The organism is Salipiger sp. ABF4_146 (assembly GCF_056161345.1).
The window spans coordinates 82,881-99,062 of the sequence record NZ_JBSWYX010000013.1 but is presented as its reverse complement, the minus strand read 5'-3'; the positions used below and the strand labels follow the sequence as shown (position 1 = coordinate 99,062).

The following is a 16,182-nucleotide window of genomic DNA, read 5'->3' as shown; positions in this document are numbered from 1 at the left end:
TGCGACATATCATATATCCAAGCGGATAGTATTGACACCTGAATTCCAAAAACGTCAACCCAAATTATAAATAATCTGTTTACACAAGGCTGAATTGGTCGGAACTTTAAATTAAGGGTGAGGTGATAATTTATCCATGGTGACATTTGCTCACTAGATAGAAAATTGCCCACTAAAGACGGGGTGGCTAAAATAAGTATCGAGTGAAGGTCATGGCATCGACGGAAATAACGGCAACGCCATACAGTGGCGGACTGCTGACCACACAATTACTCTCGTCACAACAGACGATCGTTCTTGGCGATTTCGAGAGCAGCGTCACCGGCACGCTCATCGACGATGATGGGCTTCTTGGCTCATCCGACGACGGCTCTGCACTGTTCAACGGAGAACCAATCACTTACGTGGGCAGCGGCACCGCACAGCCCGGCGTCAATCTGGCTGGCCTCACCGTGCCGCTTGGCGCATCGGTCGATCTCGTCGTGTTTGAAGCCGCCGACCAAGTCTATTTTCACTACCCGTCCGGCCCACCGGATCCCACTGGCGCGCTCGCCGTCGTGGTGGATATCGACAGCTCACCATACCAGATCTTCACCCCTCTTTGCTTCGCCGAGGGCACACGAATTCTCACCAACTTCGGGGACCGAAGAATAGAGAACCTGAAGCGCGGGGAGAGCTTGCGAGATATAGAGGGAACCCCGTGCAAAATAGAGTGGATTGGCAGATTGCAACTGCGCATTCCTCAGCGCGCCACCTACCGGAAATGGCGGCCGGTGCGGGTGGCCGCGCACAGCTTCGGGCACAACCGCCCCTACCACGACACATGGCTGTCGCAGCAGCACAGAGTTCTGGTCAAATCTGCGCTCAACGAATTGTATTTCGGCGATAATTCCTGCCTTGCCCCCATCGTTCGGCTGGCCGACGGGAACCGCATTCGTATCGACGACAGCGTCGAGACGATCACCTACTACCACATTCTATGCGACCGCCACGCGGTGTTGCGCGCCAACGGCATGGCCGCCGAGAGCCTGCACCCCGGACAGGTCGCGCGGCAGGGCGTCTCGCGCGCCGCGTTCAGTGAGTTTGAACTGCAGGAGGCTCTGGCGGCGGGCCAGGTGGCCGCTCCGGTCCTCCGCGCCTTCGAAGCTCGGCTGATGGCACGACACCTGCCGGGCTGAGAAGCGGCCAGCCGGGGCTCAGGCACGGCCCCGGCAAGGCCAAAGCACCGACCGCGGCAGGGTCACCCCCGCCGCGGCCGCGATCTTAGCCGTAGTGCGCCACCGGGGTGCCCGCGATGGCCGCCATGTTCAGCAGCCCGCGCGAGGTGATTGAGGGCGTCACAATGTGCGCCCGGTTGCCCATACCCATCAGGATCGGCCCCACTTCCAGACCACCGGCTTTCACCTTGAGGATGTTGCGCACACCCGAGGCGGCATCGGCCTCGGCAAAGACCAGCACGTTGGCAGCGCCCTGCATGCGGCCGTTGGGCAGCAGGCGCTCGCGCAGGTCCGGGTCGAGCGCCGAGTCCACATGCATCTCGCCCTCGTAGACGAAATCGCGCGGGGCGCTGTCGAGGATCTCCAGCGCCTTGCGGATGCGCGGGCCGGAGCCGTCGGCATGGTTGCCGAACTGCGAGCGCGAACACAGCGCCACTTTCGGCTCGAGACCGAAGCGCCGCACGTGCCGGGCCGCACCGATCGCGGTGAGCGCGATCTGCTCGGGCGTCGGCTCGATCCAGTTCTGCGTATCGGTGATGAACAGCGGGCCATCCTCGAGGATCATCATCGACAGGGCACCATGCGGTTTGGCCCGTTCACTGCCAAGCACTTGCGTGACGTAGTTGAGGTGCCAGCGGTATTCGCCGAAGGTGCCGCAGATCATGCTGTCGGCCTCGCCGCGATGCACCATGACGGCGCCGATGGCGGTCAGGTTCGTGCGCATCACCGCCCGCGCCAGATCCGGCGTCACCCCGCGCCGCGCCATGATCCCGTGATAGGTTTCCCAATAGTCGCGGTAGCGCGGATCGTTTTCGGGGTTCACCACGTGGAAGTCCTTGCCCGGACGCACAGTCAGGCCAAGCCGCTCGCAGCGCATCTCCAGAACCTCGGGACGGCCAATGAGGATCGGCGTCTCGGTGGTTTCCTCGAGGATCGCCTGCGCCGCGCGCAGCACGCGCTCGTCCTCGCCCTCGGCAAAGACGATCTTACGCGCCGCCGTGGCGGCGGCCTCGAACACCGGACGCATCAGCAGCGCCGACTTGAACACAGAGGCGTTAAGGCTGTCCTTGTAAGCCTTCAGGTCCTCGACGGGGCGTTCGGCCACGCCGGTTTCCATCGCCGCCTTGGCCACCGCCGAGGAGACGACGCCCGAAAGACGCGGGTCGAAGGGCTTCGGGATGAGGTAGTCTGCACCGAAGGTCAGCTGCTCGCCGTGGTAGGCGGCGGCGGCCTCGGCAGAGGTCGTGGCGCGGGCCAGCGCCGCGATCCCCTCGACACACGCCACCTGCATGGCATCGTTGATCTCGGTCGCGCCGACGTCGAGCGCGCCGCGGAAGATGAACGGGAAACACAGAACGTTGTTCACCTGATTGGGGAAGTCGCTGCGGCCGGTGGCGATGATCGCGTCGGGGGCCACTTCGCGTGCCAGATCGGGCATGATCTCGGGCGTCGGGTTGGCCAGCGCAAAGATGATCGGCCGCGAGGACATCTTCTTCACATGCTCGGGCTTCAAAACACCCGGGCCCGACAAGCCAAGGAACAGATCCGCACCTTCGATAACCTCGTCCAGCGTCCGAAGGTCGCTCTTCTGCGCAAACGCCGCCTTGTGCGGGTTCATATCCTCTTCCCGGCCCTCGTAGACCAGACCGTGGATGTCGCACAGCCAGATGTTCTCGCGCTTCACACCAAGCTTCAGCAGCATGTTGAGACAGGCAATGCCCGCAGCGCCGCCGCCGGTCGAGACGATCTTGATGTCCTCGAACGACTTGCCCGCCACATGCAACGCGTTGGTCGCCGCGGCCCCCACCACGATCGCGGTGCCGTGCTGGTCGTCGTGGAAGACAGGAATGTTCATCCGCTCGCGGCAGATTTTCTCGACGATGAAACAGTCGGGGGCCTTGATGTCCTCAAGGTTGATCGCGCCGAAGGTCGGCTCCAGCGCGCAAACGATCTCGGCCAGCTTATCGGGATCGGGCTGATCCAGTTCGATGTCAAAACAGTCGATATTGGCGAATTTCTTGAAGAGGACCGCCTTGCCCTCCATCACCGGTTTGGACGCCAGCGGGCCGATATTGCCCAGGCCGAGCACGGCGGTGCCGTTCGACACCACCGCCACGAGGTTGCCGCGCGAGGTGTAGCGCGCGGCGTTGACGGGGTCCGCCTTGATCTCGAGGCAGGCCTCGGCAACGCCGGGCGAATAAGCACGGCTGAGATCGCGACCGTTTGCCAATGGCTTGGTCGCGCGGATCTCCAGCTTACCGGGCTTGGGGTTTTCATGGTAGAAGAGCGCCGCCTGACGCAGGCTCTCTTGTGCGGTATCGGTCATGTCGAAGGCCTCCCAACGAAGATGGTTCAACGTTGAACAATCTGCCCATAAGGGCTCGGAGGCCGGGTATCAGGATTTCATGATCCGGTAAACGAAAAACGCCGCGGGGCGCATGAGCCCCCCGGCGGCGTTGTGCTGGCGCTCGCCCCGGCGATGAATTGTCGGGCGATCAATTGTCGGGCGGGGTTTTGCCAGCGAAGTCTTCCAGCTCTTCGATGCGTCGGTCTGCTTCGCGCAGTGTCAGTTCGGCATCGAAATCCTCACCGTTCGCCTCGGACAGTTCGCGCAGGCGCACGGCCTGTTCATCGGTCATCGGCTCGCGCGGGTCCGGCGGCACATCCATGGCGGCGTCGACGGTCATGTGGCTGGTGCTCTGGCTCATGTATCATCTCCTTATGGTCGGCCCAACGCGGGCGAAAACCGCTTTGTTCCATAGGATTTTCCGGTTTGCGCTCACAGCGGTGCAGCCGCAGCATTGGCTGCGTGACAAGCCTTTCGCGCGTGCCTATAAACCCCGCGACTGCACAATTGCCTGCGATACGCACCAAGGAGTTTTCCGCATGACCACCCTGGTTTTCGGCCACAAATCCCCCGACACCGACTCCACCGGCAGCCCGATCATCTGGGCGTGGTACCTCAACGAGGTGAAGGGCGAAGCGGCCAAGCCTGCACTGCTCGGCGAGCCCAACACCGAGGCCGCCTTCATGCTCGAGCACTGGGGTCTCGAGAAGCCCGAGATCATCGAAGGCGTGGCCGAGGGCGCGCCCGTGGTCATCGTGGACACCAACAACCCCGCCGAATTGCCGGCAGACATCAACGGCGCCGACATCCGCGCCATCATCGACCACCACAAGCTGGTCGGCGGGCTGGAAACCAAGGGACCGATCGACATCACCGTGCGCCCGCTGGCCTGCACCGCAACCATCATGATCGACCTCATCGGACGCGACGTCGGCAAGATGCCCGAGCCGATCAAGGGCGCCGCGCTGACCTGCATCCTGTCGGACACGCTGGCCTTCCGCTCGCCCACCACCACCGCGCATGACAAAGCCGTGGCCGAAACTCTGGCCGACGATCTGGGCGTCGATCTGGCCGAGTTCGCGGTCGAGATGTTCGCCGCCAAGTCGGACGTGTCGGAGTTCTCCGACGCCGAGCTGATCCGCATGGACAGCAAGGAATACGAGGTCGACGGCACCAAGTTCCGCGTCTCCGTGCTGGAAACCACCGCGCCCGAGATCCCGCTTGGCCGCAAGGACAGCCTGATGGCCAGCTTCAAGACCGTGGCCGCCGAGGATGGCGTCGACGAGGTGCTGCTGTTCATCGTCGACATCCTGAAGGAAGAGGCAACGCTGCTGGTGCCCAACGATCTGGTGAAGGGTGTGGCCGAAAAGAGCTTTGACGCCACCGTCGAAGGCGACACCGTGGTGCTGCCCGGCGTGATGAGCCGCAAGAAGCAGATCATCCCGAACCTCAAGGTCTGATCGGCGCGGCGCGCTGCAGGTTGAAGGGCACCTCTCGGGGTGCCCTTTTTTGGGTCTGCGTCTGCGGCCCGTCCTCGCGGCGATCTGCGCCCTGCCCTTGGACTTCGCACGCCGCCGCGCCATAGTTCACGGGTGCTCTCCTAGCGAAGCGAAGGCCCGATGACCCAGCCAGCCCATTCCCAACCGCATGCCGCGCTCTCCGCGGGCGATCTTACGCTCACCGTTTCGGCGCTTGGCGCCGAGATGCAGAGCTTCCGCAAGGCCGGGGCCGAACTGCTCTGGCAGGGCAATCCCGCATATTGGTCCGGCCGTGCACCGATCCTCTTTCCGATCGTCGGGCCTGCCCCGGATGGGCGCATCCGCATCGGCGCGCATGAGGCAGACATGGGCCAGCACGGTTTTGCCCGCCGCCGCGAGTTTGCCCTGCTGGAAAGCAGCGACAGCCACTGTCGCCACGCGCTGACTGACGATGCCGAGACGCGGGCGCAATATCCCTTTGCCTTCCGCCTTGAGATCAGCCACCGGCTGACCGAAGGTCGGCTCGAGGTCGCCGCCGACGTATTCAATACCGGCGACGTGCCGCTGCCGTTCTGCCTTGGTTTCCACCCGGCCTTTGCATGGCCGCTGCCCGGCACCGACGACGCCCCGCATGAGGTGATGCTGGCCAACGCCGGCGAGCCCGCGCTCGCCCGCATTCACGGCGGACGCCTGCCCGGCACGCGCCATCCCTCGCCCTTCGCCGCAGGCCGACTGGTGCTGGAGCATGTGCAGTTCGAATCCGACGCGATGATCTTCCCCGAGGGCGCGGGCGACGCGCTGACCTACGGCGTCTTCGATGGCCCGCGCCTGCAGTTCACCTTCGAAAACCTGCCCTTCGTCGCGCTCTGGCAGAAACCCGGCGCGCCGTTCCTCTGCGTCGAGCCATGGCACGGCATGCATGCCCGCGAAGGCGCTTCGGCAGAGCTCGCAGACCGCCCCGGCGCGCTCTGCCTCGCCCCCGGCGACAGCGCGCGTTTCGGCTATACGGTCACACCGCGCATGTGAGCGCTGGTCAGTCCGCCCAGCCTGCCCTATCAAGAGGCGACCCAAGAAAATCCGTCGTCAGACAAAGGCTTCCCATGTCCCGTATCATCCAGTCGCTTTCCGAGGTCTCGCAGAACTACGAGGCGATGTTCGTCGACCTCTGGGGCTGTGTGCACGACGGCGTGAAAGCGCTGCCCGAGGCGGTCGAGGCGCTGCGCGCCTATCGTGCCCGCGGCGGCCTCGTTGTGCTGCTGACCAACGCGCCGCGCTCGCGCCACGAGGTGGTCAAGCAGATCGAGAAGTTCGGCGTGCCCGAGGATGCGTGGGACAATATCGCCACTTCGGGCGACAGCGCCCGCGTCGCCATGTTCAACGGCGAAGTCGGCCAGAAGGTCTGGTTCATGGGGGTCGAGTTCGACCTGCCGTTCTTCGAGCCGATCAAGCTGCTCGACAATCCGCTCGAGATCGAGCGCGTGGAGTTGGAAGACGCCGAAGGCATCGTCTGCTGCGGCCCGTTTGACGCCCACGCCCACCCCGACACGCTGCGCCCGCAACTGCTCTATGCCAAGCAGAAAGGTCTGAAGCTACTCTGCGCCAACCCCGATATCGTGGTGGACCGCGGCGAAGAGCGTGAATGGTGCGCCGGCGCGGTGGCCAAGCTCTACACAGAGATGGGCGGCGAAAGCCTCTACTTCGGCAAGCCGCATCCGCCGGTCTACGATCTGGCCCGCCGCCGCCTCGCCGAGATCGACCGCGACATTCCCGACAGCGCCATCCTCTGCGTTGGTGACGGCATCCGCACCGACATCCTTGGCGCAATTGGCGAGGATTTCGACTCGCTGTTCATCACCGGCGGGCTCGCCGCGAAGGAAACCAAGACCGAAACGCAGCCCGAGGCCGAGGCGCTGGCCGCCTACCTTGAGAAGGAAAGCCTCGAGCCGACCTACTCGATCGGCTTCCTGCGCTAAGCTGCGGCGGCCGTCCGGTCGCGTCCCGCCCAACATCTTGCACCGCCGCCCGCGTCACCGGGCGGCGGTGCTGTTTTGAGCGCCTTCCGAGCGCAACTACGCGCAGGAACCACGGCGAAGATGAATTTTACACCTTGATTTTCTGCGCCTGCGAAGTAATAAAATTACTCATACCGGCATCTGAGTGCCAATTAATTACCAGACCACCGATGATGGAGGAGAAGATGCTCGACAACCTGCCGCGCGGGACGATCTGCATCGAAGACATCGAGATGGGCATGTCGCGACACCTGCGCAAACAGGTGACCGACCGCGACATCGAGCTTTTTGCCGAGGTCTCCACCGATCACAATCCGGTCCACCTTGACGACGCCTATGCGCAGGACACGATCTTTGAGGGCCGGATCGCGCATGGCATGCTGACCGCCGGGCTGATCTCGGCCGTCATCGGCGAGCAACTGCCCGGCCACGGCACGGTCTATCTGGGCCAGACGCTGAAATTCGTCGGCCCGGTCCGGCCCGGCGACACGGTGCTGGCCGAAGTCACGGTCACCGATATCGACTTCGCAAAGCGTCGGGTCATGCTCGATTGCAAGTGCACGGTTGACGGCAAGCCGGTGCTTGTTGGCGAGGCCAAGGTTCTCGCGCCGTCGCGCAAATTCGACTGATCGCGCTTAGAGCTGTTTGACCAGCAGCACCCATTCGCGGGTGTCTGTCTCCCAACCATCAAAGACGCAGGGCCGCGACGCCTCGACCACATAGCCTTGTCGTTCATAGAGCCGTCGTGCCCCCTCGTTGTGCCCCGCAACAATGATGCTCATCCGCGAAAGCCCTTCGGCGCGGGCAATGTCTTCGGCCAGCTTCAGAAGCCCGGTGCCCAGCCCCATGCCGCGGTGTTCGGGGTAGCAGGCCAGCACGTTGACATACCAACTGCCTGGTGCGGCGTTTTCCAACTCCTGTAGCGGACGGAAGATCTCTGGCAGGTCATCGGGCACCGGCGCCGGGTTGGCGTCGATGGCATAGCCGGTCAGCGCCGCCACGGCGCCCGCGCCGAAATCGACCACGATCACCTGCCCCTCGCCAACCTTCTCGGCCTGCCGTCGGCGTCCCACCTCCCAGGGGTCCATCCCCGGCTCCGCCAGATCGCGCCAGAGATAGAGCGGCAGCCCTTCCCCCGCGAAATTCACCAGTTCCGCCAGTTCCTGAGCGTCTTCGGCTTTTGCGACGCGATACGGTGGGTTCAGGTCAATCATTCCCGGTCCTCCCAAACGGCTGAGGGCCGAGCGTACCACGCAGCGCGGCCGTTGTCGTCTGGCGGCGTGACGCGTCGTCATCCCGCTCGGCACTAGACGACCGGTCTATTTTGATTATTTACACCTCTATGACCGAGCCCAAAAAGTCCGACACCACGCGCAGAAAAATCCTCGCCACCGGGCGCACATTGGTGCTCCATGGCGGCTTTACCGGCGTGGGGCTGTCGCAGATTCTGCGCGAGAGTGGCGTGCCGAAAGGCTCGTTCTATCACTACTTTCCGTCCAAGGAGGCCTTCGGCTGCGCCCTGCTGCACGACTACGTGGGCGAGTACCTCATGCGTTTCGACGCGCTCGCCGAAGCGCCCGGCAGCGCCGGACACAGGCTCGCCGCCTACTGGGACGGCTGGCTTGACGAGAACGCGCAGGAAGGGCTTGCCAGCCGCTGCCTCGTGGTGAAGCTCGCTGCCGAGGTTGCCGATCTTTCCGACGATATGCGCCGCATCCTCGATGCCGGCGTTGCCGATCTGATCACCCGGATCGCCGCGCTGCTGCAGGAGGGCGCCGAAGATGGATCGCTGCGCCCGCAGCCCGATCCCGACGCGACGGCCAACGGGCTTTACGCGCAGTGGCTTGGCGCAGCGGTCCTGTCGAAACTGGCGCGCAACGACGCGCCGCTGCGGCAGGCACGGGCAGACACCGCGCGACGGCTCGATCCCAAGCGCCCCTGACACTCACCCCAAACCAAGGAGCACTCCCATGCGAGCTGCCTATCATGACGCCTTCGGCGACCCCGCCGAAGTGATGCTGTTCGGCGAGGCCGACACCCCCGAACCCGGCCCCGAACAGGTGCTGATCAAGACCATCCTGTCGCCGGTGCATAACCACGATCTGTGGACCATCCGCGGCCAGTACGGCTACGTCCCCGAACTTCCCGGCGAGATCGGCGGCTCCGAAGCGGTGGGCACCGTCGTCGCCGTGGGTGAAAAGGTCGACGACGGGCTCATCGGGCAGCGCGTCTCGGTCGGCGGCGTGCACGGCAGCTGGGCCGAGTATTTCCTCGCCCCCGCCGCCACGCTGGTGCCCCTGCCCGCCGAGATCAGCGACGAGGCCGCCGCGCAGCTTATCGCCATGCCTTTCAGCGCCATTGCGCTGCTCGACTCGCTGAAGGTCGGCGAAGGTGAATGGCTGATCCAGACCGCAGCCAACGGCGCGGTCGGCAAGATCATGGTCAGCCTCGCCAAGTCCCGCGGTATCCTCCTTCTCAACCTCGTGCGCCGCGCCGAAGCGGTGGACGAGCTGAAAGCACTTGGCGCCGAGCATGTGCTCTGCACCTCCGAGGCAGGCTGGCTTGACCAAGCCAAGACGCTTCTGGGTGACGACGGCGCTGTTTCGGCCATCGACTCCGTGGGCGGCGAACTGGGCATGGATCTGGCCGCGCTGCTGGGCCGCGATGGCGAATATGTCGTCTTCGGCACCGCCACCGGAGCGCCCCTGCAACTGCCGAGCGGCGAGATGATCACCAAGCATCTGGCGGTGCGCGGGTTCTGGGCGGCGCGCGTGTTCCAAGAGTTGAGCGGCGAGACGCAGGTCCGCCTGCTCACCGAATTGGTCACGCTGGCGGCGCAGGGCAAGCTGGCGCTGGACGTGGGCGGGATCTTCGATCTTGAAGAGATCACCGAGGCGATGAAGGCGGCCCAAGCTCCCGCGCGCAGCGGCAAGATCCTGCTGCGCGGCTGACACCCACCCGCGCGGCACGCCCCGGGCGCGCAGGCGCTCTGTGAGCCGGGCAAAACAAAGCCCCCTCTCCGTCGCCGGAGAGGGGGCAGTTTCCACAGGCCGGGGAAGCGCGGCCCGTGGCGGGGTTCAGCAGACGATCAGAGGAAAGTCTGCGCCACGATGGCCGAACCGACATAGGTGCCGGTCATCACCAGCACGGCGACAACGGCGATTTTCCAGCCCGAGGTCTTGGCGATCTCGATCTCACGCTTGGCAATGGCGATGCCCGCGTAGGCAAGGCAGGGCGTCGCCAGCGTCAGGAAGTTCACGTGGCTGACCTTGTCGAGGATCCACGCGCTGCCTGGGGTCCACGGCATCGTGGCAAGGATGCCCACGGCGGAAATCCATGCCACCGACGGCAGCTTGAACGGCACGTATTCGGTCAGCAGCATGCCGATCATGCACATCACCCACAGGATGATCAGCCCGACCAGCCCCTGCGGCACGGTGTTTTCCGTCGCCACGGTATTGCCCACCAGCGCGATCACGCAGACCACCGCCAGCGCCGCGGCATGGGCACCAAGGCCGAGCTTGAGTTCTTCGGTCGGATCGAGGTCTTGGGATTGGATATCGCTCATGGCTCAGGCTCCGGCTTTCGAGGGCTCTTTGCGGCCCAGCAGGTCATAGAGTTTCTCGGTCAGCGGCAGCGCCACGAAGACGCAGAGATAGAGGCCGCTGGCATAGGTCAGCACGTTCGACGCGCCGGCGAGCGCGAGGATCTGCTCCTCCATCTCCGGCACCGCGTGCACCAGCGCACCCGAGCAGGCCGCCATCATGCTGCCCGAACCGATGCCGCAGGCCATGGCTAGCGCCTCGACCGAGAAGGCCCCGGTGGTGGCAAGGATCGACGCGAGGATCGCAAAGATGAACGTGCCAAAGAGCGTGCCGATCACGTAGACGCCCATAACGCCGGCGCCCTCTTGGCTCTTGAGGCCGTACTTGTCGGCGATGATCGCGATGTTGGGCTCGCGCGCCACCGAGAAGGTCGCGCCGATAGCCTCGCGCCCCATGCGCAGCACCAGCACGGCGATCGGGAAGGCCAGCACGATGGTGCCGAGGTTGCCCAGTTCCTGCAGGATGAGCGCCGGACCGGCGGCGATGATCTGTTCCATCGACGGGCCGATGATCGTGCCGAACTTGGCGATGAAGGGCATGATCGCGATGACGATCAGCGGCGAGGCGGCGTGCACCTCACGGTCGCGGATCAGCGCGCGCGCCCCCGAGATCACGTTGGGATTGATCAGCAGGCCGATGACGAAGGCATAGAGCAGCGGCAGAAGCAGGATTGAGCCGATGCCGATCGGCACGGCGATGACGCCGATAAGCTCGGCGATCACGGTAATGACCAGCACGCTGCCATGCAGCCGCCAGTCCAGAAGGATGTCTTTTATTGGCATGAAGGGACCTCTCTGTTGACGCCCACGTTGCGGGGCGTATTGGCCGGGACCGGGCTGCTACCCGGTCCGCGGCGGAAGTTGAAGGCGGTAATTCGGCGATCAGCCCGGCGCGTAACCGAAGCCCTGCGCGGGATTTTCCGCAGTTTCGACCCAGACGGACTTGGTCTGCGTGTAGGCGGCCAGCGCTTCGCGTCCCGACGAACGGCCATAGCCCGAGCGCCCGAAGCCACCGAAAGGCGACATGACGTTGATCGTCTTGTAACTGTTGACCCAGAAGGTGCCCGCCCGGACCTGCGCCGCCATGCGGTGCGCCCGGCCCACGTCCTGCGTCCAGACCGCCCCGGCGAGCCCGTAAGGCGTGGCATTGGCCATCGCGATGGCCTCTTCCTCGGTGTCGAAGGGCAGCACCGACACCACGGGGCCGAAGACCTCTTCGTTGGCGATGGTCATCTGCGGCGAGACCTGATCGACCACCGTCGGGGCGAAGAAGAAGCCACCGCTTTCGGCGAGCGCCGCCGGCTTGGCGCCGCCGCTGGTGATCTCGGCGCCCTGGCTGACCGCCTCGCGCACCATCTCGTCGATCTTCGACCATTGCCGCTGGTTGTTCACCGGGCCGACCTGCGTCGCCGGGTCCATCGGCGCGCCGACGGGAATATTGCCAGCCGCAATGCTCAGCTTTTCAACCATTTGCGCGTGAACGGAGCGATGCACAAGCAGACGCGAGCCCGCCACGCAGCTTTGTCCGCACGACGCGAAAATCGCCGCCTGCGCACCCACCACGGCACGGTCGAGATCGGCGTCGCCGAAGACGATGTTGGCCGATTTGCCGCCCAGCTCCAGCACCGAGGGCACCAGCCGCTTGGCCGCCGCACCCGCGATCTTGGCGCCTGCCTCGGCGGATCCGACGAAGACCACCAGCGCCGTCGCCGGGTTCTCGATCATCGCCTGACCCGAGCCCGGACCATCGCCTGCGATGACGTTGACAAGGCCCTTGGGCGCGCCCGCCTTCTCGCACAGGATGCCCGTCACGATGGACGACAGCGGCGTCAGCTCCGAGGGTTTGATCATCACGCCGTTGCCCGCGCAGATCGCCGGGGCGACCTGCCAGCAGCAGGTGAAGAGCGGCGCGTTCCACGGGGTGATCTGGCTGACCACGCCGAGCGGCTCATGCCGGGTGTAGTTCAGATGCGTCGACGGGACCGGGATCACATCGCCGGTGATCTTGTCGCACCAGCCCGCGTAGTATTCGAACATCTCGGCCATGCGCGCCGGCTCGCCGGTGGTGTCGCGGATCGGACGGCCCGAGGACAGCGCCTCGAGTTCCGACAGCGCCGCGGCGTTCTCGCGCAGTTGGCGGCCGATCTCGAACATGATGCGCCCGCGCTCCGACGCGGTCTTGGCGTACCACTCCTTCTGCGCGCGGGTCGCCGCCTCGGCGGCTTGGGCCACCACGTCGGCCCCGGCGTCCTTGTAGCGGGCAAAGACTTCGCCGGTCGCAGGATCGGTCAGTTCCAGTTCCTTGCCGGTGCCCGGCACCAGCGCGCCGCCGACGTAGGACTGCACCTCGGAAGAGCCGGTGAGGTCCTTCAGCAGCTCGGCCACGCGGGCCGCCGTATCAATGATGTCCTTGGCCATCACGTCTTCTCCTTCTGGCTCAGGCGGTCCACCGAGGGATCGCCCATATGCATGAAATCATCGCCGTCCTTCAGGCCCGAGTTTTCCTCGGCCCAGAGATCCGCCACGAGGTCGGCCACCGGCATGGCACAGCCGGTGCGTTCGGCCAGCTCGCGGGCAAGGCGCACGTCCTTGCGCATCAGCCCGGTGCTGAAGCCGCTGTCGAAGCTGCGCGGCAGCACCCAGTTGGGATAATGGATTTCCGAGATCGCGCTGCGCCCGGTCGCCGAGTTGATCACCCGCAGCGCGTCTTCCGCGCCAACGCCCGCCGCCTCTGCCAGCCGCAGCGCCTCAAGCGTGGTGACCATGTGGCTCGCAACCAGCATGTTGTTGACCAGCTTGGCGACATTGCCGGCGCCGCTGGGGCCGACGTGCAGGATCTTGGCCGCCATCGCTTCGAGCGCGGACATCGCCGTGCTCACCCATGCCTCGTCACCGCCGAGCATCACCGAAAGCTGCCCGGCTGCCGCCCCGGCCGGTCCGCCGCTGACCGGCGCATCGAGGAAGCCGTGGCCATCAGGCTCCAGCATCGCGGCAAGCTTGCGGCTGACCTCGGCCTCGGAGGTCGAGGTGTCGATGATCACCTTCGCCGCGTCGCCTTTGACGAGCAACCCAGCCCCGCGTGCTGCCGCAACAACCGCTTCGACATGCCCCGCCGTGGGCAGCGAAAGCACGATGACGTCGGAGGCCGCGAAGACCTCTTCGGGGCTGGCCTTGGGCGTGATCCCGGCCTCGCGGGCGCGGTCCTGTGCCGCCGGTGCCGGATCGTAGCCGGACACGTCGAAGCCCGCGCTGACGAGGCTCGACGCCATGCCGAAGCCCATCGCGCCAAGGCCGACCACCCCTGCCCGTTTGCCTGTCTCTGCTGCCATGTGACCTCCTGTGGTTTTCCGATGCCGGCCGCCTGCGACCGGTGTTCGGGAAATCTAAGCGGAGGAGGCGCGTTCACCGGAATACTTGAATGCAGCACATCGCGTTGCTTTGAGAGCAACGCATTAAATCAGGCACGGAAGGCCATCATGCGGTCCGACAGGAAGCTTGCCACCAGTTCCACCGATTTCGGCAGGCGGCGGCGCGCACGCACCAGCAAGTGCGCGCTGACCTGATGTAGCGCCGGTTCGTCCAGATCAATGACCGCCAGATCGCCGCGTTCTGCCTGAATGGACGCGGAAAAACGCGGCAGGAAGGTCACGCCCATGCCGGCGCTGACATAGCGGATCAGCAGCGCTATCGAGGCCGTCTCCACATGCACTCGCAGCGCCAGCCCCCGATCCGCCGCCACCTGCCCGACGAGGTGGCGGACGGCGTGACGCGCGTCGAGCATCGCCACCGGCTGCTCCAGAACTTCGGCCAGAGACACTCGGTCCCGCGCGGCAAGCGATGAATTTATGGGCACCACCGCGCAAAGCGGCTGCCGCCCCACCGCGACCGAGCGCGTCGCCTCGGTCACCAGCGGGTTGTAGGCGATTCCGATATCCGCCTCGCCCTCGATCACCCGGCGCTGCAATTCGTCTGTGCCCGCATGATCGATGCTGAAGCGGATCTGCGGCTCCAGACGGCTCAGGTCCGACAGGCCGTTCTCCATCAGGTCGGCCGTGAACCCCTCACCAAGCGCGATACGCACGGTCTGCGTGCGGCCCGCGCGGTAACGCCCAATCTGGTCGAGCAGAAAAGTTTGCTCGTCCTGCTGGTGCAGCGCGTGCTCGCGCAGCAACTCCCCGGCCTCAGTGACAGTGACCCCCTTCGAGCTGCGCTCGAAGAGGCTCACGCCCAGCCGGGTTTCGGCGTCGGCGATCTTGCGCGAGATCGCCGAGGGCACAACGTTCAACCGCTCCGCCGCGCGGCGGATCGAGCCCTCCTGCGCGACCGCGAGGAACTCGCGCAGGAAGCGGCTGTCAAAGGCGTCCATCAGCCCGGCCTTATCCGGCGGTGGCGCGGCGCGCGAGGCGCACCCAGTACTCGGCTCCGGCGGGCAGCACGGCGTCATTGAAGTCGAACTTCGCCGAGTGCAGGCCGGGGTTCTCTCCGTCGCGGGCCGCACCCAGCCAGAGATAGGCGCCCGGCACCTCATTCAGCATGAAGGCGAAATCCTCGGACGCCATGCTCGGGCCGACCATCGTGGTATCGAGGCCCATCTCTGCCGCCACTTCGCGCGCGAGCGTCGCTTCGGCCGCGGAATTGAGCGTCGCGGGATAGCGGCGCTGGTAGTCGATATTGGCGGTGCAGCCTTGCGCCGCCGCTTCGGAGTCGGCGATGCGGCGCACCCGCTCTTCGATGATGTCGCCCGCCTCCGCGCCGAACCAGCGGCAGGTGCCGCTCAGCACCGCGCGATCGGGGCAGACGTTGTAGGCCGCGCCGCTGTGGATCTGCGTCACCGACACCACGCCCGGCTCCAGCGGCGACAGGGCGCGCGCCGGAATCTCCTGCAGCGCGGCGGCGGCGCGACCGGCGGCGGCGATCACCCCGTCGGACTGCTCGGGCATGGCACCATGGCCGCCCTTGCCGCGGATCTCGATGTCGAACACCGAGAAGGCCGCCATCATCTTGTCGTCGCGCGCCACGAAACGCCCGGGCGCGAGGCCGGGCCAGTTGTGGATGCCAAACACCTTGTCGAGCGGGAACTGCGTCAGCAGCCCATCCTCGATCATCACCCGCGCGCCGGCTTCGCTTTCTTCGGCGGGCTGGAAGATCAGGGTGATCGTGCCCTGCTCGACGCCTTCCTCGGCGATCTTGCGCGCCGCCAGAAGCAGCATCGCGGTGTGTCCGTCATGGCCGCAAGCGTGCATCTTGCCCGGCACGGTCGAGGCATAGGCCGCGCCTGTCGCCTCTTCGATGGGAAGCGCGTCAATGTCGGCGCGCAGGCCGATCACCGGTGCACCCTGCCCCATCTGCGCCACCACACCGGTGCCCGCCAGCCCGCGATGCACACGCCAGCCCCAGCCGGTCAGCAGCCCCGCGATCATCTCCGAGGTGCGGTGCTCTTCGAAGCCCAGTTCGGGATGACGGTGCAGGTCGTGGCGCCAGCCTATGGCTTCTTCGATATGGTCGGTGTCGAACATAGGGTCTC

At 65.4% G+C, this 16,182-nt stretch carries 16 protein-coding genes; 7 read left to right on the top strand and 9 right to left on the bottom strand.

Annotated elements, in window-relative coordinates:
• Positions 1-212: 212 nt before the first annotated feature.
• A complete protein-coding gene (locus ACXAJT_RS18700; protein WP_475237563.1) occupies positions 213-1,178 on the top strand; it encodes a Hint domain-containing protein in 966 nt (321 codons plus the stop codon).
• A gap of 85 nt (positions 1,179-1,263) precedes the next feature.
• On the opposite strand, the gene ACXAJT_RS18695 is transcribed toward ACXAJT_RS18700, so the two are convergent.
• Entirely contained in the window at positions 1,264-3,543 is a 2,280-nt protein-coding gene (locus ACXAJT_RS18695; RefSeq protein ID WP_475237562.1) for an NADP-dependent malic enzyme, read from the bottom strand.
• A gap of 169 nt (positions 3,544-3,712) precedes the next feature.
• The gene (locus tag ACXAJT_RS18690) at positions 3,713-3,925 is read right to left on the bottom strand and encodes a DUF3072 domain-containing protein (protein ID WP_475237561.1); all 213 of its coding nucleotides are present in this window, start codon (positions 3,923-3,925) and stop codon (positions 3,713-3,715) included.
• 178 nt (positions 3,926-4,103) lie between these two features.
• Between ACXAJT_RS18690 and ACXAJT_RS18685 the strand changes: the two genes are divergently transcribed.
• From ACXAJT_RS18685 to ACXAJT_RS18670, 4 genes are all read left to right on the top strand, one after another.
• Entirely contained in the window at positions 4,104-5,024 is a 921-nt protein-coding gene (locus ACXAJT_RS18685) for a manganese-dependent inorganic pyrophosphatase (protein ID WP_475237560.1), read from the top strand.
• A gap of 159 nt (positions 5,025-5,183) precedes the next feature.
• Entirely contained in the window at positions 5,184-6,068 is an 885-nt protein-coding gene (locus ACXAJT_RS18680; RefSeq protein WP_475237559.1) for an aldose 1-epimerase family protein, read from the top strand.
• 74 nt (positions 6,069-6,142) lie between these two features.
• Positions 6,143-7,015, top strand: a complete 873-nt coding sequence (locus tag ACXAJT_RS18675) for a TIGR01459 family HAD-type hydrolase (RefSeq protein WP_475237558.1) — start codon at positions 6,143-6,145, stop codon at positions 7,013-7,015.
• Positions 7,016-7,239: 224 nt separating this feature from the next.
• Entirely contained in the window at positions 7,240-7,683 is a 444-nt protein-coding gene (locus ACXAJT_RS18670; RefSeq protein WP_066110477.1) for a MaoC family dehydratase, read from the top strand.
• 6 nt (positions 7,684-7,689) lie between these two features.
• On the opposite strand, the gene ACXAJT_RS18665 is transcribed toward ACXAJT_RS18670, so the two are convergent.
• Complete coding sequence (locus tag ACXAJT_RS18665) at positions 7,690-8,268, bottom strand: GNAT family N-acetyltransferase (protein ID WP_475237557.1); 579 nt, start codon at positions 8,266-8,268, stop codon at positions 7,690-7,692.
• Between the two features lie 128 nt (positions 8,269-8,396).
• Between ACXAJT_RS18665 and ACXAJT_RS18660 the strand changes: the two genes are divergently transcribed.
• Positions 8,397-8,996 carry a TetR/AcrR family transcriptional regulator gene (locus tag ACXAJT_RS18660; RefSeq protein ID WP_475237556.1) on the top strand — a complete coding sequence of 200 codons (600 nt, stop codon included), beginning with the start codon at positions 8,397-8,399 and terminating at the stop codon, positions 8,994-8,996.
• Between the two features lie 28 nt (positions 8,997-9,024).
• Positions 9,025-10,005, top strand: a complete 981-nt coding sequence (locus tag ACXAJT_RS18655; RefSeq protein WP_475237555.1) for a zinc-binding dehydrogenase — start codon at positions 9,025-9,027, stop codon at positions 10,003-10,005.
• Positions 10,006-10,142: 137 nt separating this feature from the next.
• Here the strand turns inward: ACXAJT_RS18655 and ACXAJT_RS18650 are convergent, their stop codons facing one another.
• From ACXAJT_RS18650 to ACXAJT_RS18625, 6 genes are all read right to left on the bottom strand, one after another.
• Entirely contained in the window at positions 10,143-10,622 is a 480-nt protein-coding gene (locus ACXAJT_RS18650) for a hypothetical protein (RefSeq protein ID WP_475237554.1), read from the bottom strand.
• 3 nt (positions 10,623-10,625) lie between these two features.
• Positions 10,626-11,441 carry a DUF3100 domain-containing protein gene (locus ACXAJT_RS18645; RefSeq protein WP_475237553.1) on the bottom strand — a complete coding sequence of 272 codons (816 nt, stop codon included), beginning with the start codon at positions 11,439-11,441 and terminating at the stop codon, positions 10,626-10,628.
• A gap of 99 nt (positions 11,442-11,540) precedes the next feature.
• Positions 11,541-13,076, bottom strand: a complete 1,536-nt coding sequence (locus tag ACXAJT_RS18640; protein WP_475237552.1) for an aldehyde dehydrogenase family protein — start codon at positions 13,074-13,076, stop codon at positions 11,541-11,543.
• The gene (locus ACXAJT_RS18635) at positions 13,076-13,987 is read right to left on the bottom strand and encodes an NAD(P)-dependent oxidoreductase (protein ID WP_475237551.1); all 912 of its coding nucleotides are present in this window, start codon (positions 13,985-13,987) and stop codon (positions 13,076-13,078) included. The genes ACXAJT_RS18640 and ACXAJT_RS18635 overlap by 1 nt, the downstream gene beginning before the upstream one ends.
• A 128-nt stretch (positions 13,988-14,115) precedes the next feature.
• Complete coding sequence (locus ACXAJT_RS18630) at positions 14,116-15,024, bottom strand: LysR family transcriptional regulator (protein WP_475237550.1); 909 nt, start codon at positions 15,022-15,024, stop codon at positions 14,116-14,118.
• 10 nt (positions 15,025-15,034) lie between these two features.
• Positions 15,035-16,174 (bottom strand): M20 aminoacylase family protein, encoded by a 1,140-nt coding sequence (locus ACXAJT_RS18625; protein WP_475237549.1) that lies wholly within the window; start codon positions 16,172-16,174, stop codon positions 15,035-15,037.
• Positions 16,175-16,182: the final 8 nt, after the last annotated feature.